This window comes from Pseudomonas sp. KH_046_1, assembly GCF_057839025.1.
Genome location: NZ_CM174481.1, coordinates 2988584 through 3010043 on the forward strand (window position 1 = coordinate 2988584; position 21460 = coordinate 3010043).

19 protein-coding genes and 1 pseudogene are annotated in these 21460 nt (G+C 57.3%); 7 read left to right on the forward strand and 13 right to left on the reverse strand.

What is annotated here, in order from left to right; all coding sequences use genetic code 11:
• Positions 1 to 30: 30 nt before the first annotated feature.
• The gene (locus AC3IT9_RS13810; RefSeq protein WP_150724316.1) at positions 31 to 492 is read right to left on the reverse strand and encodes a hypothetical protein; all 462 of its coding nucleotides are present in this window, start codon (positions 490 to 492) and stop codon (positions 31 to 33) included.
• 115 nt (positions 493 to 607) lie between these two features.
• A complete protein-coding gene (locus tag AC3IT9_RS13815; protein ID WP_150723934.1) occupies positions 608 to 1288 on the reverse strand; it encodes a DUF3313 domain-containing protein in 681 nt (226 codons plus the stop codon).
• A 307-nt stretch (positions 1289 to 1595) separates the two neighbouring features.
• Here AC3IT9_RS13815 and AC3IT9_RS13820 point away from each other — a divergent pair.
• Positions 1596 to 2116, forward strand: a pseudogene (locus AC3IT9_RS13820) (transporter); the annotation flags it as partial.
• Between the two features lie 82 nt (positions 2117 to 2198).
• Positions 2199 to 2591 (forward strand): GFA family protein, encoded by a 393-nt coding sequence (locus tag AC3IT9_RS13825; protein WP_489273391.1) that lies wholly within the window; start codon positions 2199 to 2201, stop codon positions 2589 to 2591.
• Between the two features lie 11 nt (positions 2592 to 2602).
• Here the strand turns inward: AC3IT9_RS13825 and AC3IT9_RS13830 are convergent, their stop codons facing one another.
• The gene (locus AC3IT9_RS13830; RefSeq protein ID WP_489273392.1) at positions 2603 to 3025 is read right to left on the reverse strand and encodes an MAPEG family protein; all 423 of its coding nucleotides are present in this window, start codon (positions 3023 to 3025) and stop codon (positions 2603 to 2605) included.
• Positions 3026 to 3103: 78 nt separating this feature from the next.
• Positions 3104 to 4057: a diiron oxygenase gene (locus tag AC3IT9_RS13835; protein ID WP_489273393.1), complete on the reverse strand. Its 954-nt coding sequence runs from the start codon at positions 4055 to 4057 to the stop codon at positions 3104 to 3106.
• Positions 4058 to 4244: 187 nt separating this feature from the next.
• Between AC3IT9_RS13835 and AC3IT9_RS13840 the strand changes: the two genes are divergently transcribed.
• Positions 4245 to 5201, forward strand: a complete 957-nt coding sequence (locus tag AC3IT9_RS13840) for an AraC family transcriptional regulator (protein WP_489273394.1) — start codon at positions 4245 to 4247, stop codon at positions 5199 to 5201.
• A 210-nt stretch (positions 5202 to 5411) separates the two neighbouring features.
• A complete protein-coding gene (locus AC3IT9_RS13845; protein ID WP_489273395.1) occupies positions 5412 to 7535 on the forward strand; it encodes a TonB-dependent receptor in 2124 nt (707 codons plus the stop codon).
• Here the strand turns inward: AC3IT9_RS13845 and AC3IT9_RS13850 are convergent.
• From AC3IT9_RS13850 to AC3IT9_RS13875, 6 genes are all read right to left on the reverse strand, one after another.
• Entirely contained in the window at positions 7523 to 8029 is a 507-nt protein-coding gene (locus AC3IT9_RS13850) for a thiol-disulfide oxidoreductase DCC family protein (protein ID WP_150723928.1), read from the reverse strand. The two genes, AC3IT9_RS13845 and AC3IT9_RS13850, sit on opposite strands and share 13 nt — an antisense overlap.
• Positions 8030 to 8080: 51 nt before the next feature.
• The gene (locus AC3IT9_RS13855) at positions 8081 to 8287 is read right to left on the reverse strand and encodes a co-regulatory protein PtrA N-terminal domain-containing protein (RefSeq protein ID WP_150723927.1); all 207 of its coding nucleotides are present in this window, start codon (positions 8285 to 8287) and stop codon (positions 8081 to 8083) included.
• An 83-nt stretch (positions 8288 to 8370) separates the two neighbouring features.
• Positions 8371 to 9024 carry a hypothetical protein gene (locus tag AC3IT9_RS13860; RefSeq protein ID WP_150752799.1) on the reverse strand — a complete coding sequence of 218 codons (654 nt, stop codon included), beginning with the start codon at positions 9022 to 9024 and terminating at the stop codon, positions 8371 to 8373.
• A 277-nt stretch (positions 9025 to 9301) separates the two neighbouring features.
• Positions 9302 to 9580: a DUF2790 domain-containing protein gene (locus tag AC3IT9_RS13865; protein WP_150752800.1), complete on the reverse strand. Its 279-nt coding sequence runs from the start codon at positions 9578 to 9580 to the stop codon at positions 9302 to 9304.
• Between the two features lie 257 nt (positions 9581 to 9837).
• Positions 9838 to 10971, reverse strand: a complete 1134-nt coding sequence (locus AC3IT9_RS13870) for an ATP-binding response regulator (protein WP_489273396.1) — start codon at positions 10969 to 10971, stop codon at positions 9838 to 9840.
• A gap of 49 nt (positions 10972 to 11020) precedes the next feature.
• Positions 11021 to 15883, reverse strand: coding sequence for a HAMP domain-containing protein (locus AC3IT9_RS13875; RefSeq protein WP_489273397.1), 4863 nt, complete (start codon positions 15881 to 15883; stop codon positions 11021 to 11023).
• 297 nt (positions 15884 to 16180) lie between these two features.
• On the opposite strand from AC3IT9_RS13875, the gene AC3IT9_RS13880 reads away from it, so the two are divergent.
• Positions 16181 to 16822, forward strand: a complete 642-nt coding sequence (locus AC3IT9_RS13880; RefSeq protein WP_150752802.1) for a response regulator — start codon at positions 16181 to 16183, stop codon at positions 16820 to 16822.
• Positions 16823 to 17151: 329 nt separating this feature from the next.
• Positions 17152 to 17451, forward strand: a complete 300-nt coding sequence (locus AC3IT9_RS13885; protein WP_150723922.1) for a hypothetical protein — start codon at positions 17152 to 17154, stop codon at positions 17449 to 17451.
• A 283-nt stretch (positions 17452 to 17734) separates the two neighbouring features.
• On the opposite strand, the gene AC3IT9_RS13890 is transcribed toward AC3IT9_RS13885, so the two are convergent.
• The 3 genes from AC3IT9_RS13890 to AC3IT9_RS13900 form a co-directional block, all read right to left on the reverse strand.
• Entirely contained in the window at positions 17735 to 17941 is a 207-nt protein-coding gene (locus AC3IT9_RS13890; RefSeq protein WP_150723921.1) for a co-regulatory protein PtrA N-terminal domain-containing protein, read from the reverse strand.
• An 83-nt stretch (positions 17942 to 18024) separates the two neighbouring features.
• Positions 18025 to 18678 (reverse strand): hypothetical protein, encoded by a 654-nt coding sequence (locus AC3IT9_RS13895; RefSeq protein ID WP_150723920.1) that lies wholly within the window; start codon positions 18676 to 18678, stop codon positions 18025 to 18027.
• A gap of 624 nt (positions 18679 to 19302) precedes the next feature.
• Complete coding sequence (locus AC3IT9_RS13900; RefSeq protein ID WP_489273398.1) at positions 19303 to 19641, reverse strand: hypothetical protein; 339 nt, start codon at positions 19639 to 19641, stop codon at positions 19303 to 19305.
• A 315-nt stretch (positions 19642 to 19956) separates the two neighbouring features.
• Between AC3IT9_RS13900 and AC3IT9_RS13905 the strand changes: the two genes are divergently transcribed.
• Positions 19957 to 21429, forward strand: coding sequence for a c-type cytochrome (locus tag AC3IT9_RS13905; protein ID WP_489273399.1), 1473 nt, complete (start codon positions 19957 to 19959; stop codon positions 21427 to 21429).
• The last annotated feature ends 31 nt before the right edge of the window (positions 21430 to 21460 follow it).

Here is a 21460-nt window from a genome sequence, read left to right on the forward strand (position 1 = left end):
TCAATAGACGCTGCAGGTCGTCGCCGCCAATCAAGGCAAGACATCGTAGCCACGTTGTTGCAGGCAACTGCTGTAGACGGAGTTGTTGGCGGTAACGCTTTGTTCGCTCGCACTCAGATTCTGCCGGCGCTCCTGGCGTTGCCTGGAGCCCCCCACGATGGCGCCGGCAGCCGCGGCACTGCGTGCGTTGTTCTGGCGATAGTCTTGCCTGGTATCGTCGTCGATCTGGTCATAGAGGTTTTCATGTTGGCGGCCCCGAACTTCTGCCGCCGCTGCACCTGCGACCGCGGCGGTCGCAGCGCCCTTTACCCGGCCACCGGATGGCACGGTGCTTTGTACCGGATGTTGCGCGTTGGCTTGGGACTGACAGGCACTGGTGTCCTGCTGGATGGTCTGGGAAGTCTGACCTTTTTGGGGAACCACCGTCACCGCCAGGGCGCTGGTGCTCAGCAACATCGTAACGACCGCTAGGGTATGGGCCAGTATTTTCATCATTGAGTCTCACGTCAGGCGTCGGCACGGCTAACGGTTTGTCAGAAGGAAAACGCGGCGTGGCGCCACTTTGAAACCCCATGCCAGTCTGCTTGCGATGGGGTTTACCTGAGCATCAACGCTTGAGGAGGAGGGCCTGCATATCGTCTGACATGCCTTTGAGTGCAACCTTGAAGTCATTGGCAACAATCGGCTGTTCGGCATTCTTGACGGTCTCGCCGAATACCTTGCGCACGATCTTCGCGACCGGCATACCGGTTTTGGCGTCGATCAGGTTGGCTTCGATGTACATCTCGGCGGTCTGATCCCGATGCCCGGTGGCGGCTTGTGTCGCCCCGACAATGGCCCCGATTGGAACCGCCTCATACCAGTGCATGCCTTCGTTGTTGGCGCTGACGTGAGTGATCGCCGCTTGCAGGATCAGCGACCGCGAATCGGTCGGTGCCAACTGTGGATAAGGGACGATCGTATAGCGGCGGGCAAAGGCGGTCTTGACGCTGTTGCTGGCCATCAATTGCAGGTCTTGCAGGGTCTTCAGGCTGACGCGTGCGGTCGGCTGCGGCGATGGATACAGTTCCATCTGCCTGAACACCACAGTGGAATACGCGCGAGGATCGAACCCTGGCGATACCCAGCGCAATACTTTCTGCTCACTCGGCGTAGTTTGCTCCTCCAGGCCCTGGTAATTGCCCAGGAAGCCCGAGTATTGCTCTTGCTGCGCGACTTTCGAGACACAGCCGACCTGAAATACACAGCTCAAAGCAATACCCGCAATCCATTTATTCGACATGCCCATGTGTTTGGTTCTCAAGTGATGAAAGTTGTCATTCGGGGTCCGACCTGGCCCCGGGCATTGGTCCGGGCGCCTTGTATTCAGGCACTGGTACTTGCCGGTCGGTTACGCAAAGCAGGTGCTTGCACGCCGGTCAATGCGGGCCGAATGCTGCCCGTAGCGGCGGGATAATCCGAATCAATAACTCTCAAAAACTGTTAAACACGCGGTGAGGAAAATTGCACATCGATCACAGTTGCCTACGCTAACCCTTTGCAACGCCGGTTTTGGCGTCTACAGGTGAGTGAGCATGGATTGGAAAGAACGATGGATGGGTACCGCGTCGACACTCGTCGTTGTGTTGGGCTGCATCCCGATGGCCCAGGCCGACGATTCGGCAGAGTTGGCGAAGAAAGCCCTCAACCCGGTCGCCGCGATGTACAGCCTGCCGGTTCAGTACAACTGGGACCAGAAGATAGGGCCGACCGGGGAGGGCATGCACAGCTTCACCAATATCCAGCCTGTGCTGCCGTTTGCCTTGAACGAAGACTGAAACCTCATTTCCCGGACCATTCTGCCGATCATCGACCAGCACGGCCTGGCCCCAATGGCGCGGCGGACAAATCCGGCACCGGCGATATCACCCAGAGTTTTTTCTTCTCGCCGACCAAGCCCACGGACAGTGGCTGGATACTCGGCGGCGGCCCGGCGTTGTTGATACCGACCGGCAGTGATGAGTTGCTCGGCAGCGAGCAATGGGGCCTCGGCCCGACGGCGGTGGCATTGAAACAGTCCAATGGCTGGACCCGAGGCATTCTGGCCAACCATATCTGGGGCCTGGACGACGGCCCGCAAGGCTGGGGCTTTCGCGCCGCCGTGATGTTCCTTTTTCCACGCTGATACGCCGTTTCGGACGGCTTGGAGGAGATACCGCATGGACCGATTCACCGGTGGTTGTTTGTGCGGCAAGGTGCGCCTTGTCGCATCGGGGCGCCCGTTCCGGGTTGGCGTTTGTCACTGTCTCGACTGCCGCAAGCATCATGGCGCGCTGTTCCACGCGTCCGCGATTTTTCATCAGGATGCCGTGACAATCGAGGGCGAAACCCGTGACTACGCCGGGCGGCATTTCTGTCCGCACTGCGGTTCGTCGGTGTTCTCACGCAGCGCAGACGAAGTCGAGGTGAACCTTGGATCCCTGGATGCCCCAGACCAGCTGACGCCAACCTACGAGAGCTGGACTGTGCGACGTGAGGCCTGGTTGCCGGCGTTTGCGTTCACCCGACACTACGAGCGCGATCGAGACAGCACGGTGCGTTTTGAGGACTAACGGGTACATATTCATATGCCATGACCAGCGGCTATGACAATAAGCGCGAGAAAACACACCAACTGAACGCTAAAGAAAGTAAACCGAACCGCCACGAACCCATTGGTTTGTTCGTGGGATACGTGAGCCAGAGACTGGCACACGCGAGCGATCAGGACGAGCGTGGACAAGTAGTTCACTGCAGCGCCGTTGACATCAAGGGCTGTAATCACGAACACGATGACACCAAAGACAGGCAGGTTTTCCACACAGTTGGCGTGTGCCCTTGTCCCGCGTCGATACCAATCCTCGCCTTCGAGCCGATCGCTGCGGAAAGAGGCGATCGGAACACTGGAGAACAGGATTCCAACCCAGCGATAAACCCCGACGGTTGCCATCAACAACAGCAAAGTCCAGGTCGCGAACCCAAGCAGCATCCACATCGGTATCGTCATGGCCGCCATCCTCGATAGATCATTATCAGCACGTCATCCCGCAGCGCGACCGGCGAGCAGTCGGTCGCGCGCTGTCGGTCAATTGCTCATGATGGGCGCCAGTGCGGTCTGAATCCGGGACATCTGTGCGGGCGTTGTCATGTGCGTCAGCAGCCGGCCAAAGTGTGGATGCTGCACGCCCGAGATAATGTATTGCCAGCGGTAGGCGCTCAGCACGCCGGCCTTGATTTGCTCCGTCTCATCGACACTGAACGATCGTGAAGCATTACCAATGAAGTAGTCGGCATCGGCTGCCGATTGTGCCTGCAGGATTGCGTCGACTGCCGCCACCAGCGCAATCAGGTCATTCACTGCCTGGTCGCGCTCGGCGGGCGAGAGTTTCGCGTGCTCGTCCCGCCACTCCAGTTCATCGAGTACGACGTGCCGGCTTTCATCCTTCCAGTGGAATTTGAAGACATCCTTGAACAACGGGCACAGCTCCTCGCGCGGGGCGATGCTTTGCACGTAGTGCGCCTGAACAAACAGCTCGATATGGCAGGTCAGCGCCAGCACCGACCAGGTGCTGGCCGCGAGTACCGCGCGCGCCACCTCGTTCGGATCGGCAACTTGACGATATCCCGCTGGCAATTTCGAACTCATCATCGTTTCCATGCGCCGGAACAGTTCCTGGTGCTTGATCTCGTCGTTGGAAAAACGCACCAGCGCTTCGAGCGCCAGTTGATCGTCAAATACATGGGCCCGACCCTGATCGAGCATCTTGGCACTGATAAAACGCTCGACCAGGCCAAAGATAAACGCATAGGTTCGGCCCTGGATCTGACTGAGCAGGCGCGCCTCGGCCCCATCGAGAAAGGTCAGGCGGTCGACCTGCGAGAGTCCGTCGGGGAGGAATTTGCGCGAGAAGTCGAAACTGCGGTCCTGGAGCAGATCGCGATCGATCTGCCATTCGGTCTTCTTCGATGATCTGACCATTTGTGCATAACGGGCGGTGTTGCCTGACGCTGAGCGGGGTAGGGTAACGACGCTGTTCATATGGATCTCCTGCTGCCCTGGTTGAGTTGGAATGGGGCAATTCGGTTGACGTCGGAGCCAATGAACCTCTGGGGACAATCCCGATCGTTGAGTCCGCGTTGGTGCTAATCTAGGCGTCGCAGTTCAGGCGGAGAATGACCGGTGCGCCTGAATACCTGCTCCGGACTCCGGAAAGGAGGGCGGTCAAGTGTTGGATGCGCTTTCTGATGTCTTGCGTGTGATTCGGCTGTCTGGAGGGGTTTTCCTCGAGGCGGAACTCACTGCGCCCTGGTGCATCAGCGGCAGAATCTCGGCGGATGATTGCAAGCCGTTCCTGGCGGCACCTCGACACATCATTGCGTCGCACTTTGTCGCCTCTGGGCGCATGCAAATTCAGATCGACGGAGGTGCCGCCATCGAAGTGAAGGCAGGCGAACTCGTTCTGCTTCCCCGCAACGACGCGCATTCCTTTGGCAGCGACCTGAGCCTTGCGCCCATGCCGGCCAGAGAAGTCATTCAGCCGCCAGATGTCGGCGGCATTTCACGGATCAAGTACGGCGGGGGCGGCGAGGCCACACAGTTGTTGTGCGGGTTCCTCGGATCGGAAACACCCTTCAGTCCGTTGCTTTCGTCGTTGCCTTCCTTATTGAAACTGGACCTGCGGGCGACGGCATCGGGCACCTGGATCGAAAGCTCATTCCGTTTCGCTGTCAGTGAGATCGCGGCGGGACGCGTCGGCTCGACAACGGTCATCGCCAAGCTATCGGAACTGCTATTCGTCGAGGCTGTCGGCCAGTATGTCGCCAGCCTTCCCGCTGAGCGGCGCGGGTGGCTGGCGGGTTTGCGGGATGCGCATATCGGGCGCGCACTGGCGCTACTGCATGCTCGTCCAACCGAGGGCTGGACGGCAGAAGCACTGGCGCTTGAGGTGGGCATGTCACGCTCGGTGTTCGCCGAGCGATTCACGGCATTGGTCGGACAGCCACCGATGCAATACCTGACGCTGTGGCGCATGCACGTGGCGGCTCAACAATTGCGCGAAGGTCGCGGCAATGTGGCGCAAATAGGCTTTGCCGTTGGCTACGACTCCGAAGCCGCGTTCAGTCGCGCATTCAAACGCCAGTTCGGCACATCCCCCGGCATCTGGCGCAGACAATCGGCATGAGAGGGGGGAGCTTTAGCCGCCTACCCCGAGCGTCAGGTATTGAACAGTAGCGGCCCGAGGCTTGACGTCCGGACGGAGCGCTTCTGTCGCCCATCAATCAAATTGAGACGATCGTTCTGAGTAACGTCAATGAATTGAATAGGAATGATATGTATTTACTTACAAAAGATAATCGTTATTATTCGCGCGATAATTCATACAAAGGTGTCCATGGTGGCTCGATCGCGCATTTACCCAGCCTCTCTGTCGTTGCTGGGCGTTCTGGTTGTACCTGATCTACAGGCAGAAACGGAGTCTGCTCTAACCCTACCGGCAACCGCTGTGAACAGTGAGTACAACGAGCAGAGCTACATGTCGACCGAGAGCAGGAGCGCGCTGAAGATCGACGCCCCGCTACGGGATATCCCACAAACCGTCAACGTGGTTCCCCAGAGCGTCATCAAGGATCAGGGGGCTCAGTCGATGGAAGACGTGCTGAAGAATGTCCCCGGTATCGGCCTGTCCAATGGTGACGGCCAGCGCGACCAGGTGACCATCCGTGGTTTCAGTGCCATTGGCGACATGTACATCGACGGCATTCGCGACGATGCGCTGTACTTCCGGGATCTGTCCAACGTCGAGCGGGTGGAAGTGATCAAGGGGCCGGCCGCGGTGCTCTATGGCCGAGGCTCTTCGGGGGGGCTGATCAACAGCATCAGCAAGACACCCAACTTCGCACCCAAGCAAGAGGTCGGCGTCAGTGTCGACAGCGAGGGCAAAAAACGCACTCAGTTCGATGCCGGTTGGGCCGATCAGCAACAAGGCGATAAAGCCTTTCGTGTGACCGGTGCGCTGGAGAACAGCGACACTTTCCGGGATGACGGCTACATCGACCGCAAGGCCATCGCGCCTTCGGCCTACTTCAAACTCTCGGATGATCTGGAACTGAACCTGGGCGCCAGCTATCTGTATGACAAGCGCCTGATCGACTTCGGCATCCCGGCACGAGGCGACCGTCCGGTCGATGTGGACCGCGACAAGCGCTTCGGTGCCGCTGATCCGGATGACGACTACACCCGCAGCGAAGTGTTCTCGTTCACGGCGGGTGTCGACTACCGGATCAACGACGACTTCAGCCTGAGCAATACCAGTCGCTACTACCACTACGACCTGGATCGCAACAACACACTCGCTGACTCCAGCCCGACACGTTTCGTCACTGCTCCCAATGGTGAACTGCTGGTGAAACTCAACCGCGGCAACGTGCAGCGCAAGGAAGACGGCTGGTTCAACCAGACCGAACTCAACCAGCGCGCCGTGCTCGCCGGGATGAACCATAACCTGCTCTATGGTGTGGAACTGGGGCGCCAGGTGAAGGACCAGTCCGTGTTCAGCCAATCCAATGTGGCCAGGGTGCCGGTGTACCGCGATGCCCTGGTCGACGTGCCGTTCCAGGCCAACCGGCAAACCGCCAAGGGTACCAATACCCAGGACACCGCCGGCTTCTATGTACAGGACCTGATCGAACTGGCGCCAAAGTGGAAGGCCCTGGTGGGTGTGCGTTACGACGTGTTCGACCAGGAATACGCCGACAACCTGACGAACAGCGAACTGTCCCGCACCGATACGACCTGGAGCCCGCGAGTCGGTCTGGTCTACCAGCCTGATCAAGTGCAGTCCTATTACGTCTCGGTGAGCCGTTCCTACCAACCCTCCGCCGAGATGTTCGCCCTGAGTACGACGAACCAGGACCTGGAACCAGAGGAGACCACCAACTTCGAGATCGGCGGCAAGTGGGACCTGCTCGACAATCGCCTGGCGTTGACGGCGGCGCTGTTCCGCCTGGAACGCACCAATATGAAAACCAGCGATCCGGCGAACCCGACCAAACTGGTGCTCGCGGGTGAGCAGCGCACCGATGGCCTTGAGCTGACCGCCAGCGGGCAGTTGAGTGACAAATGGCAGGTCTATGCCGGATACGCCTTTCTGGATGCCGAGATCACCAAATCCAACAGCTTCACCAACGGTGTCGCCAACGAAGGCCAGGTACCCACCTTGACGCCGCGCCACAGTGCCAACCTGTGGTTGGTGCGTTCGCTGACGCAAACCTGGCGCGTGGGCATGGGGGCCAACTATGTCGATGATCGCTATACCGCGCTGGATAACAATGTGGTCATGCCGGCATACACGACCGTGGACGCCGCGCTGCTGTACAACGAGCCGAAATGGGACATGGCCCTGCGTCTGCGCAATGTCTTCGACAAGGACTACTACGCTTCGGCGCATGGTTCGGTGGATCTGATCACGCCCGGTGCCCCACGGACGCTGGAGCTGAGCACCAACTATCGCTTCTGAGTACAGACCTGAAGAACAGGCGTCCGGCATTGCCGGGCGTTTGTTTGGGGCGCTTTCAAAAAGCGCTGTTCATGATCAGGATCCGGCAACAGGCAGGTGTCGTATTTCCCGAAGAGCCGATAACGATTAAGCGCAATGCGGTCGTATGCCCAATCTCGAAGCTTGCGAGGGAAGATGCGTAACAGGTTCACGGGGCGCCAGCGTGCGGGAAACCGGGCGATGATTTCGAAAAATGCCTCCGAACGCGCCCAGTAGTGCCGGTCGCGGATCACCACCATGGTGTCGAATTGATCCATGGGCAAACCTGCCCACGCGAGCAGAGCCTGCCCCTCGGGTGACTGAACTGCCGCCAACCGCAGGCGCCGCTGGCGGTCATGGCGAATCAAGAACCTCACCCAGACATTGCATAGCTTGCAGACACCGTCGAACAGGACCACCGTCTCGCCTGGTTCGAGCAGGGGCGCGGGTGAGGGGCGGATTTGCGAGGCTGGCATTTGAGGTTCGAGGTCGCACATTTCAGTTAGCCGGGGGGCGCGCTACACAGATCAGCTTTTGGCGCGATCGGTCGCCTTGGCTTTGCTTTGAGCTACAGCGGCTTCAGTCTTCTGTTTCTGCGCAACCTGGTAGGTTTCCATCGAGACTTTCCGGGCCGACTCCATGCGTGCGAAGGTCTTATCACCACCACCTGTGGCCATCGCCAGGGAAGAGGCGGTCAGAGCGGCGACTACGAAGAGGGCTTTCATGGATTTCATTTGGGTATCCTCAAGTGAGATTTAGTTAATAGCTATCAGCAGGACTTATTCGCAAAACTGGAACTTCCTTGTTCCACCTGGCTTCACCATCCAGCCAGGGCGGCGTTTCCTGGTGACCAGGTGCCTCGCTCCATGCGCGCTTCGGTGTCTTTGTTTTTTGCCCAGGCAGTGAGCAGTACCATCATCGCGAATCCACCGACGATGAGAACCGGATAGGCTGCCAGCAACTCCACCAGCGAGTACTTCCAGGCCAACGGACGACCAACACCGAGCATGGCGGCATAGAACCACGACACGCCAGAGAGGGCGCCGGAGAACAGCGCCAGCATGCGCAGGCTGAAGGAAAGTTTGAGTAACGAACCGGCTTTTTTCAGCGCCGGCAATACAGCGCTATGCAACAGGAAGCCGTTAAAGGTCAATAGCACAACGATGCCGATCTTGGCTTGCAGTTTTGGATTGAGGAAATACTCCATCCCCTTGCCGGCATAATCGATCCCGATAATACCAATGCCCGTAACCCAGAGAGCTACAAGTGCAAGCGATACGGTTTTTTGAAGGCTTTGCATGTGCGCGTCATCGTGGTGACCTGACGCATCCCCCTTCAGGAGTTGCTTGACCATTGCAATGTCACTGGTCAAGACCAGCCCGATTGCAACGCAGCAGGCGATAAGATGAAAATATACAACGCCCAAACGCACATATTCCACGGTGGACGAAGAAAACATACTAAGTTCCATGGTGACCTCCTGGCCTCAATAGTGAATCAACTTGGCTCTCGGCACGGCTTGATTGGAATTTACCGTTGCTGACTGCCATTTAGATCCAGCAATTGTTATCAGTTAATCTTGCGACATTACGCCACCAAGATAATAGTGAGTTTCGCGAATGAACTTTTAGTCATTCGAACATGTCCATTTTCAGGTAACAAAAAACCTCAATCACACTGGGTGCATAGGAGGTTTAACTTCCGCTTCTGGGGGCCGGCGAGGCCCGGAACCCGATCGACGAGACGGATCAGGCAATGCTGGTGGGGTCGGCGGGGCTTCCACCCCATTCGAGGAAACGGATCTTGTGAACCTCGCCCTGGCTGTCCAGGTAGACCACAGTCACCGGTACCACGCCGGTCTTGTCGGATGTATCGGTGCGCTGCAGCACCTGTTTCACATCGATGTCCATCCCGTAGTGGTATTCGACGGCTGAGACATGCGCGCCGGGTTCTTGCAGGCTGTTCTGGTCGAAGACACTGGGTGCGAGACTGGAAATCACCGCACTTACAATTGTGGCCATGCTCATAAGGCTGTACCTCTTCTGTAGTTCGCTTGACAAGGACCTAATGTGACACGTTGAGGAAGTGAAGTTCACTTTACAGCGACGAACGTGCCCGTTTGAAAAGCCTGTAGTGGCTGCAAACTCCCGGCAATTCCCCGCGCTTGACGCCTCTTGACCATTCGTCCTTTAAACCCCGTATTTGTTGGCCAAAGTCCGTTTTTTGAAGGAGGTCATGACATGTCATGACGGATTTTCACGCAGGTGAATCAGTGCCATCCGGGTCAGTCGAGTGGCAGCGATATCGTTAATCTCGTTCCTTTGTCCGGTGCGCTGTCGATCGTGAATTCCCCGCCCAGCATGCTGATGCGTTCCTTCATTCCCACCAACCCGAACGAGTTCAATTTTTTGCGATCCGTCATGCCTACGCCATTGTCCTTGATCCGCAGGTAGAGCCGGCGACCCTCCCTGGAGAGTTGGATATGCACCTGTGTCGCTTGCGCGTGCCGGGCAATATTCGACAGCGATTCCTGCACGATGCGGAACAGCGTCGTGGCGGATTTTTCATTCAGATCGCAACGGAAATTTTCGTCTTTCGCCGACATCGTGCAATCGATCGCGCTGCGCTGGCGGAACTCTTCAAGTTGCCACTCGATCGCTGCCTGCAGTCCCAGATCGAGTACGGGTGGCCGAAGATCATTGATGATACTGCGCACACTGCGGATGGCTGTATCGAGTTGATTCAGAGCATCGCTGGCCTTTTCGTTGAGCTTGGGGTGCAGGGTACTGGTGCGCGCCTGCAACATGGAGACATCGATCCGCAACGCCAGCAGACTCTGTCCCAGCTCGTCATGGATGTCGCGTGCGATCCGCTTTCGCTCTTCTTCCTTGATGTGCTCCTGATAGGAGGCCAGTTCACGCAACTGCAGCTTCGATTGCAGCAATTCTTCGGCCTGCATCGTCAGTTTGCGCTGCAGGTAGAACAGGTCGACAAACACCCGGATCTTGGCGCGAAGAACCTCGGCCACAATCGGCGAGAAGATGTAATCCACTGCGCCGGACGTATAACCGCGGAAACGCTCGGAATCCGTTTCGGCCTCAGCTGTGACGAAGATAATGGGCGTGTGGGCCGACTTCGGGCGGCCGTGAATCAGTGCAGCGGTTTCAAAACCGTCCATCACTGGCATTTTCACGTCGAGCAGAATGACGGCGAAGTCGCGCTGCAATAGCAGGCGCAGCGCCTCGCGCCCGGAAGTCGCCGTGGCAATATCGAGGCCCATGTCGGCAATCACCGCGGCGAGCGCCGTAAGCTTGGCGGGATTGTCATCCACCAGCAACACGGATGCTGGTACGCCATCAGGCGGGAGCGGGTGCCGTACCTGGGGTTTCTCATTGAATACCGGAGGATCCTGTTGCATGTTTATGCCACTTCTGTTTGCGCTAGCGCGCAATGAGCGCGGTACACAGTCATCGATAGAGCCATTTGCGCATCAGTGACAGCAGCTGGTCGGTATCCACTGGCTTGCTGACATAGTCCGATGCTCCTGCCTCGAGGCACTTTTCACGGTCACCCATCATCGCTTTGGCCGTCAGCGCAATCATGGGCAGGGTTTCAAATCTCTTGAATGTGCGGATCTGGCGCATGGTTTCAAAGCCATCCATCTCGGGCATCATGATGTCCATCAGCACAATGTCGGTATCGGGATGCTGCTGCAGCAGTTCTATGGCGGTTCGACCGTTTTCGGCCGTGGCCACCAGCATTTTGTTGCACTCGAGCACGCTGGTCAGGGCAAAAATATTGCGCACGTCATCGTCGACCACCAGGGCCTTTTTACCCTCGAGACTGTCCGAACCCGCATAGAGTTTTTCCAGCATCCTGCGCTGGGTCTGCGGCAGCCTGGCGACGACGCGGTGTAGAAACAGCGCGGTTTCGTCGAGTATGCGCTCGGGGGACTGAACGGCCTTGATGACGCCCTTGCCGAGCAGTGTCCTGAAACGCTCGTGTTCCGGCTTGGTCAGTGTCTCTGCACCATAGACGACGATCGGCAATTCACGCATGGCGTGGTCTTCCTGCAACGCCTCGAGAAACCTGATGCCGGATGCGTCGGGCAGTTTGAGATTGATTGCCATGCAGTCGTAGCGTTTCTTCGCCAGTTTCTTCAAGGCTTCAGCGCCGCTGGCGGTCGTTTCGATCTTCACGTCGGTGTTGCCGAGTAGATCGAGGATGCGGGCGCGGCTCCCTTCGTTGCCGTCGATGAGCAGCAGATTCCTGGTCTTGCGCCGAGCGAATGCGACGATGCCGACCAGCGCATTTTGAATCTCGTCGGCTGTGACCGGCTTGAGCAGATAGTCGAAAGCGCCATAGCGCAGCCCGCGTGTGTGGTCGTCAGCGATCGAGATGATCTGGACCGGGATATGACGCGTGGCGAAATTGCGCTTCAACTGCTCGAGCAGCGACCAGCCATCGATGTCCGTCAGGCCCGGGTCTAGCGTGATCGCGGCGGGTTTGAAGCGCTCGACAAGCTCCAGTGCATCCGCGCCACGGGTCGTGACGATAGCCCTGAACCCCTTCTGGTGCGCGGCCTCGAGCAGAATGCTGGCGAATCGGGCGTCGCCCTCGAGCATCAGCAGCACTTGGTCCCCGGGTTGGACAGACTCGCGGTCGTCCGGTATCTGTGCAGACGGGCTTGGCATGAGGTCGCGCTTGACCTGGCCAGGTACTGCCTCTGTCGTTGATTCGTCCAGGGTCTGATGCTGGGCATCCGGTGTACGCAAGGGCACGTACAGCGCGAAAGTACTGCCCTTGCCGATCTCACCGGGGATCAGCCGCAGCTCACCGCCCAGCCGGTGTGCGAGCTCACGGCTGATCGACAGGCCGAGGCCGGTGCCGCCGTATTTTCGTGAGGTTCCGGTATCTGCTTGCTGGAACGCTTCGAAGATGAGCTTCTGCTTGCCGGCAGATACGCCAATGCCGGTGTCGGTGACCACGAAGGCGACCACCGCATCGGCACGATTGAGTTCGCTGTTGTCGACGCTCCACCCGGACACAGCAGGCGCGATGCTGATCTTGACGCTGCCTTGCTCAGTGAACTTGAAGGCGTTGGACAGCAGGTTCTTGACCACCTGCAGCAGGCGCTTTTCGTCGGTCCAGATGACGGGGGGCAGGGCAGGCGCCAGTTCAATCGTGAAGGTGAGGCCCCGGCTTTCGGCGACCGGCCGGAAGGTGCGTTCGATCTGGTCGTGCAGATCGGCGAACAGCGCTTCATTCAGATCCAGTGTGACCGTACCCGACTCGATCTTGGAGAGATAGAGAATCTCGTCGATCAGCTCCAGCAGGTCTTTGCCCGCGCTACGGATGGTCTTGGCATATTCGACCTGTCTGGGCGTGAGATTGTGTTCCGCGTTGTCGCTGAGCTGCCGGGCCAGGATCAGCAAGCTGTTCAATGGCGTTCTGAGCTCATGGGACATACTGGAGAGGAATTCGGACTTGTACTTGGAGGTCAGCATCAACTGCTCCGCCTTCTCCTCCAGCGACAGTTTGGTGATTTCGACTTCGCGGTTCTTGCGCTCGACTTCGGCTTTCTGCTCCGCCAGCAGTCCAGCCTTGTCCCCCAGTTCCTCGTTGGTCTGTCTCAATTCCTCTTGTTGCTTTTGCAGCTCCTGCGCCAGCGATTGCGACTGCTTGAGCAGTTCTTCGGTACGCATATTGGCTTCGATCGTGTTGAGCACGATACCAATCGATTCAGCAAGCTGATCAAGGAAGGTTTGATGAATGATGCTGTAGCGCGTGAACGAAGCCATTTCGACGACGGCCTTGACCTTGTTCTCGAACAGGATCGGCAACACGATGATATTCAGCGGGGCGGCCGCACCCAGTCCCGATGAAATCGCGACATAATTGGCGGGTACATCGGTCAACAGGATGCGCCGCTTCTCGTAAGCGCATTGCCCGACCAGGCCCTCGCCGAGCCGCCACTCATCGTTCACATTGATGTTGCCCTTGTACGCATAAGCGGACAGCAGTTTGAGTTTCGCAGGATCGGGCGGGCTCTCGTTCATCATGTAGAACACACCGTGCTGGGCGTTGATCAGCGGAGCCAGTTCAGACAGCACCATCTTGGAGACTGCCGCCAGATCGCGCTGGCCCTGCAGCAGGCGGTTGAATTTCGCGAGATTGCTCTTGAGCCAGTCCTGCTCCGCGTTTTGCCGCGTGGTTTCCCGCAGGTTGCGGATCATCTCGTTGACGTTGTCCTTCAATTCCGCCACTTCACCCTTTGCTTCCACCTCCACGTAACGAGTCAGATCGCCCTTGGTCACGGCAGTCGCCACGTCGGCAATTGCGCGCACCTGATTGGTCAGGTTGGCCGCCAGACCGTTCACGTTGTCGGTCAGATCGCGCCAGGTGCCGGCAGCACCCGGCACGTTGGCCTGGCCCCCCAGTTTGCCCTCGACCCCCACTTCACGCGCCACCGAGGTGACCTGATCGGAGAACAGCGCCAGCGTATCGGTCATACCGTTGATGGTGTCGGCCAGTTCGGCGATCTCGCCCTTGGCTTCCAGTGTCAGTTTCTTCTTCATGTCGCCGTTGGCGACTGCGGTCACCACTTTGGCGATGCCTCGCACCTGGCTGGTCAGGTTGGCCGCCATGAAGTTCACGTTTTCGGTCAAATCCCTCCAGGTGCCGGACACGCCTTGCACCTGTGCCTGTCCCCCGAGCTTTCCCTCGGTGCCGACTTCGCGCGCCACCCGCGTCACTTCGGCGGCAAAGCTATTGAGCTGGTCCACCATGGTGTTGATGGTGTTCTTCAGCTCCATGATTTCGCCCTTGGCTTCCACGGTAATCTTGCGCCCCAGGTCGCCTTTGGCTACCGCCGTCGTCACATCGGCGATGTTGCGGACCTGATTGGTCAGGTTGGCCGCCATGCTGTTGACCGAGTCGGTCAAGTCTTTCCAGGTTCCACCGACGCCCGTCACCCTGGCCTGGCCACCGAGCTTGCCGTCAGTCCCCACTTCGCGAGCCATGCGCGTCACTTCGTCGGCAAAGGTCGAGAGCTGGTCCACCATTGTGTTGATGGTTTCCTTGAGTTGGAGAATTTCACCTTTCGCTTCGGCTGTGATCTTGCGTGACAGGTCGCCGTTGGCCACCGCCGTCGTCACGTCGGCAATGTTGCGCACCTGGGTGGTCAGGTTGGCCGCCATGCCGTTGACCGAATTGGTCAAGTCCTTCCAGGTACCGGACACGCCGGTCACTTCGGCCTGTCCGCCCAACTTGCCTTCGGTACCGACTTCCAGCGCGACGCGGGTCACCTCCGAGGCGAAGCTGGAGAGCTGGTCGACCATCGTGTTGATGGTGTTTTTCAGTTCGAGAATCTCGCCCTTGGCTTCAACGGTAATTTTCTTGCCGAGGTCGCCGCGCGCCACCGCCGTCGTCACCTGTGCGAGGTTGCGCACCTGGGTGGTCAGGTTCGCCGCCATGCCGTTGACCGATTCGGTCAGGTCGCGCCAGGTGCCTGATACACCGCGCACTTCCGCCTGACCGCCCAACTTGCCTTCGGTACCGACTTCCAGCGCCACGCGGGTCACCTCCGCAGCGAAGCTCGAGAGCTGGCCGACCATCGTGTTGATGGTGTTTTTCAGCTCGAGAATCTCCCCCCTGACTTCGACGGTAATCGTCTTGCCCAGATCGCCTTTGGCCACCGCGGTCGTCACGTAAGCGATGTTGCGCATCTGGGTGGTCAGATTGGCGGCCATGTCGTTGACGGAGTCGGTCAGGTCTTTCCAGGTGCCGGACACCCCTTTGACATTGGCCTGCCCACCGAGAATCCCTTCAGTGCCGACTTCGCGCGCCACGCGGGTCACCTCGGAAGCGAAGGAGCCCAGTCGCGTCACCATGGTGTTCACGATCTTGGCGGATTTGAGGAACTGGCCCCGCAGTTTCAGGCCGTCGAGTACCGGTGGTACCTGCTGGCTCAGATTACCCTCGGCAACTGAACCGATAACGCGAATCATCTCGCTCATCGGGCTGATGAGGTCGCTGGTCAGCGCATTGCTCGAGTTGACGATCTTTTGCCATGAGCCTTTCATCATCGGCAATTCGATACGCTCATCGACCTTGCCCTGCTTGCCGATCAGTCGCGCCACGCGTTCGAATTCGGTGGCGGTGTCGGCCGCCATGTCGATGATCTCGTTGAGCGTGTCGGCGATCTTGCCCGGCATGCCGGTCCAGTCTTCCGGCATACGCGTGGTGAAGTCACCATTGCGCAACGCCTTCAGCGCTGTCAGCAACGTCTTCATGTCGAAAACTTCGATCGGTGTCGTCACTGTGGCCATGTCTATGTCCAGTCAAGATGGATGCCACGCGCAAGGCGTCATGCAGGAGCCGGCATTGCAGTATTGACCATGCTGAAAGCTGAGCGTTGGCTTGTGAAATATTAGCAAGGTTGACGCAATGCCCCGGATCCTGGGGAAATTGCCCGGGAACAGGCCGTTCCAACCGACTGCACCCGCAGTCCGGAGAAGTGGGCACTAACGCCTGAGGCAAAAGTGCAAGTGTGCTCTGCGCCTGCTAACGTCAAGCTCTGCAGCAGATTCCATGGCTTGCTGGCTACTGCCGAATGGAAAATACAGATGATTGACCACAAAATCAGAGTCTTGCTGGTGGATGATCACAGCATCGTGCGTAATGGCGTGCGACGCATGTTGGAGACTGCCGGCGAGATCGACGTAACGGGCGAAGCCGCGACGGCACAAGATGCAATGCTCCTGGTCCGGGAGCAGGATTTCGACGTGGCGCTGGTCGATATTCAGCTGCCCGACAAGACCGGCCTGCAACTCCTCAAGCTCATGCGTGCAGAGAAGCCCAAGCTCGCCGTTCTGATGCTGAGCATGCATTCGGTCGAGGCCTATGCGTTACGCGCAATCAAGCACGGCGCAGCGGGATACCTCACCAAGGATATTTCCGCAGCCACCCTGGTTACGGCAGTTCGCAAGGTGGCCTCAGGCGGCAAGCACGTCAGCCCTGAGCTGGCAGAAAAACTGGTCAACGCTATCGGCAGAGGCGACGGGGCACCCCACGAAGCGCTATCCGACCGGGAGCTTGAAGTACTAAAGCTCCTCGCTTCAGGCGAGAGAATTGTCCGCATCGCTGAGATATTGCACTTGAGCCCGAGTACCGTCACGACGTACCGGGCACGCATCCTGGAAAAAACAGGAATGGACAGCAACGCGAAACTGGCCCGCTATGCCATCGAAAACGGCCTGTTAACTTAGAACACCCTGCCATCCGACGCAGCCGAGCCACTCAATCGTTCTCGTCATCCGCCACTCTCTGCGGTAAACGGCCGGGCATCATTGAATCGTCCTGATTGAACTTCAGGTGCGGTTTAACGAACTGTGCAGCAATGATGCGCAGCACATGCCCGGCTTCGCCGGATCCAGCCTGCTTGTAGTGGAATCACTACAAGCGTTTGGCCGATATCGCCACAAAGAAGTCCTGCTAACGTCGATAGTGGTGGCCGTTCCAATCAAGCATATTTACCTCTCGACAAATTTTCGTCCGCTGCATTCATGTTGAATCAATGTTCAAACTGGAGGGCATCATGATGATAGGTTATTGGTTGTGTGCGTTGCTGTGGGGTGTGGTGCTGCTGGAAGAGATCCAACTCATGCCCCTTCAAGAATGGAAAGACGAGGGTCTGAAAAAGGTTCTGTTGCTGCGCCGGACCCGGACCCGGACCGGCTACTTTATTGCGTTGATCGCGGGCGCGTTGTGCCTTTATAGCGAAATCCTGGTGGCACCGGTCGATCAGAACATTTTCAATCCGGAGCTGATACTTGCCCTGTGTGGTGTTCTTTGGGGTGCTTATCTTTCCGTAGTCTGCATGAAGGGGAAGCGATAGATGCCTATCTCCATGACTACTGCGGGTATTTGATATTTCACTATCGTCGGCCGGCAGGGAAACTCCGCCGGTCAGGCGCTCCTCAAGAGTCTTGATTTAGGTTGACTGACTTCCTCAGGGCGTGAAGCAGCCCTTCGCGAAAGGCTGCTTACGACTGTGGATTCAACACACTGGATTTTGTGTAAACGGGATTTCGGTTAAAACGGCAAATGCAGCACCTTGAGTGCTGCATTCGAGACTTGAGACCGCACATTGCTGTCGGCCGGGGGACGCGCTACACAGATCAGCTTTTGGCGCGATCGGTCGCCTTGGCTTTGCTTTCAGCGACAGCGGCTTCAGTCTTCTGTTTCTGTGCAACCTGGTAGGTTTCCACCGAGACTTTCCGGGCCGACTCCATGCGTGCGAAGGTCTTGTCACCACCACCGGTGGCCATGGCCAGAGAAGAGGCGGTCAGGGTGGCGACTACGAAGAGAACTTTCATGGATTTCATTTGGGTATCCTCAAGTGAGATTCTGTTAACAGCTAAAAGCGGAATTCATTTACTGAAGCTGAACTTCCTTGTTCAACCTGGCTTCACCATCCAGCCAGGGCGGCGTTTCCTGGTGACCAGGTGCCTCGCTCCATGCGCGCTTCGGTGTCTTTGTTTTTTGCCCAGGCAGTGAGCAGTACCATCATCGCGAATCCACCGACGATGAGAACCGGATAGGCTGCCAGCAACTCCACCAGCGAGTACTTCCAGGCCAGCGGACGACCAACACCGAGCATGGCGGCATAGAACCACGACACACCAGAGAGGGCGCCCGAGAACAGCGCCAGCATGCGCAGGTTGAAGGAGAGTTTCAGTAACGAACCGGCTTTTTTCAGCGCCGGCAATACAGCGCTATGCAACAGGAAGCCGTTAAAGGTCAACAGCACAACGATGCCGATCTTGGCTTGCAGTTTTGGATTGAGGAAATACTCCATCCCCTTGCCGGCATAATCGATCCCGATAATACCAATGCCTGTAATCCAAAGCGCTACAAGTGCAAGCGATACGGTTTTTTGAAGGCTTTCCAGATGCGCGTCATCATGGTGACCTGACGCATCCCCCTTCAGGAGTTGCTTGACCATTGCAATGTCACTGGTCAAAACCAGCCCGATTGCCACACAGCAGGCGATAAGATGGAAATATACAACGCCCAAACGCACATATTCCACGGTGGACGAAGAAAACATACTAAGTTCCATGGTGACCTCTTGGTTATGATATTGAATCAACATGGCTCTCAGTACGGCTTGGTTGGAATTTGCCGTTGCTGATTGCCATGAAGATCCAGGAATTTGTATTAATTAATCTTGCGGCGTTACGCTGCCAAGACAATAGCGGGTTCCGCGAATGAACTTTTTAGTCATTCGATCATGTCCATTTTCAGGTAACAAAAAACCTCAATCGCACTTTGTGCATAGGAGGTTTTACTTCCGCTTCTGGGGTCAGGTGAGGGGCCGAGCCCGTGTCACCTGTGGCGTATTCTGAACGAAAAACCCCGGATCCGTTCGTTTTTTGATCAATTGTTCTGACCAACGGCAGTGAAATGGCTAGTCGCTTATTGCCTGCCTGGATAGCGCAGCCAGCACCATTACTGGCTTTGCGGCGAGTTGGGAGGCAGATGAGGGCCGCGCCGATTTTTTCGTCTTTTTTTCCAGATCCCATGGAAAAATCGGGGGGGATACGAGCTAGTCGGCCATAAAAAAGCACTTGGCCGGGTTTACAAACCAGGTCAAGGCACTGCCATTTTCCCCCAAAAAAAGTGAGGTTCCCCGCATGTGGGGGCACCCCACGGAGAAAGACCGATACCGGCAATCGCGTAGTTGCTACTCAAGCAACTGATCAATCAACACCGCATTGGTGTAGATCAAGCTGCCGTCACTCGCTCGGTGTCCGACCAGATGGAACTGTCCGCGTTCGTGCTGCAGATAGACACGCATCTGGCAGTCGGACAAGGGCGCGTATCCCTCGGGCATGATCAGATCCATCGAGTCAATATCGACATCGACCATGGCTTCAGGCTCGTGAGTCTTCTGCAAGCGCTCTTCGGCCTCCTCCAGACGGACATGGAGAGGTCCGTCGACGTAGAAATGGACTTCCCCCATCGGGGTGGACTTTTGGGCGCCGCTGGTTTTGCACCAGCCTTCGATCGTCAGGGCACTCATGACGAAACCTCCCATGTGGGTTGTTGGACTCTGTAACTATCGTTCCTGCTCAATGCCATCACTTATGTTTGATGACTGCACAAGGGCAGGGTTCGACTATTGGGGCAGTTTTTGGCCGATCTCTGCCGTCCGTCATCAGAAATTCAGTATAGCTGGGCGCCGGGCCTCGCTTGCCGACCTCGCGGTACAAGCCGATGGCTCTATACTTCTTACTGACTTTGCCGCCCGGATGGGTGGTATTTGTCGGCCCTGCTTGGACGTCAGTGGCGATGCTTTTGCATAACCAATGAACAACAGGAATAGGATGAAGAGGAAATGGCAATAGCAATTATCCTGATACTAATCGTTATTGCATCCGTGCTATTCCACATACTAGCGCCTTGGCAGGCGACACCGGCAGCATCCAACTGGGGGTCCATAGACACCACCCTGTTCATCACCCTGATCATTAGCGGAATATTTTTCATCGCCATCACGGTATTCATGGCGGTAGCGGTGATGCGCTATCGTCACAAGGAAGGTTCCAGGGCGGCCTACCAGCCAGAAAATAAAAAGCTGGAATTATGGTTGATTATCATTACTTCGGTAGGTATTGCCGGAATGTTGGCGCCAGGCCTGGTTGTCTACAACGATTTCATCCGGGTGCCGAAAGATGCCTACGAACTTGAAGTGGTCGCCCAGCAGTGGCAGTGGGCCTTTCGTTTTCCCGGCCAGGACGGGAAGTTGGGCAAGTCGGATATCAAGCTTGTAGATTCCGCCAATCCCCTCGGTGTTGATCCCAAGGATCCTGCCGGGCAGGACGATGTGCTTGTAATGAATAATGAAGTTCGCCTTCCGCTCGATCGGCCGGTGAAAGTCTTGTTGCGCGCTAAAGATGTTCTGCACGATTTCTATGTACCGCAAATTCGCAGCAAGATGGATATGGTGCCAGGGATGGTGTCGTACTTTTGGTTTACACCGACTAAAACCGGAAAATACGAAGTCCTTTGCGCTGAATTCTGTGGTGTAGGTCATTACAACATGCGCGGCCATATGATCGTGGAAGAGCAGAGCGTCTTCGATCAATGGCTAAAAGGCCAGCCTACTTTTGCGCAGACACTGACCACAGCTGCCAAACCCGGTCGAGACAACGTGCTGGAAAAAGGCCGCCAGTTGGTCGAACAGTACGGCTGCAAGGCCTGCCATAGCCAGGATGGCAGTGCCAGTCTCGGCCCGGGATGGAAGGATTTGTACGGCCGCACTGAACAGCTTGCCGATGGCACCAGTGTGCTGGTCGATGAGGCCTACCTGAAAGAGTCGATCCTCGATCCGAAGGCCCGACTGGTACAGGGCTATCCGCCGGTCATGGTGGCCTATACTCTCAAGGACGATGAACTGGGTGCCGTCATCGCCCTGATCAAATCACTGGGTGCTGCGCAGCAAGACGACGAACCTTCGACCGGCGAAGCGTCGAGCCCGGGTGAAGACCTGGTGGCGCAGGGACAGCGACTGGCCGGATCGCTTGGTTGTCTGGCCTGCCACAGTGTCGATGGCAACAAGGGCGTCGGCCCCAGCTGGCAGGGCCTGTATGGCAAGACGCAAACCCTTGCCGACGATACGAGCGTAAAGGTCGATGAGGGCTATATCAAAGAATCGGTTCTTCATCCCAATGCCAAAATCGTCAAGGGCTATGCAGCCGTCATGCCGGCCTTGGCTCCGAGTGACGAGGAGCTGAATGCACTGATCGCTTTTATCAAATCCAAAGCGAATGCTGACGCTGATGCGAACAAGGCGGAGCCAGGGAAGTAGCCGTAAAACAGCCAGGAATACACTGAAACTT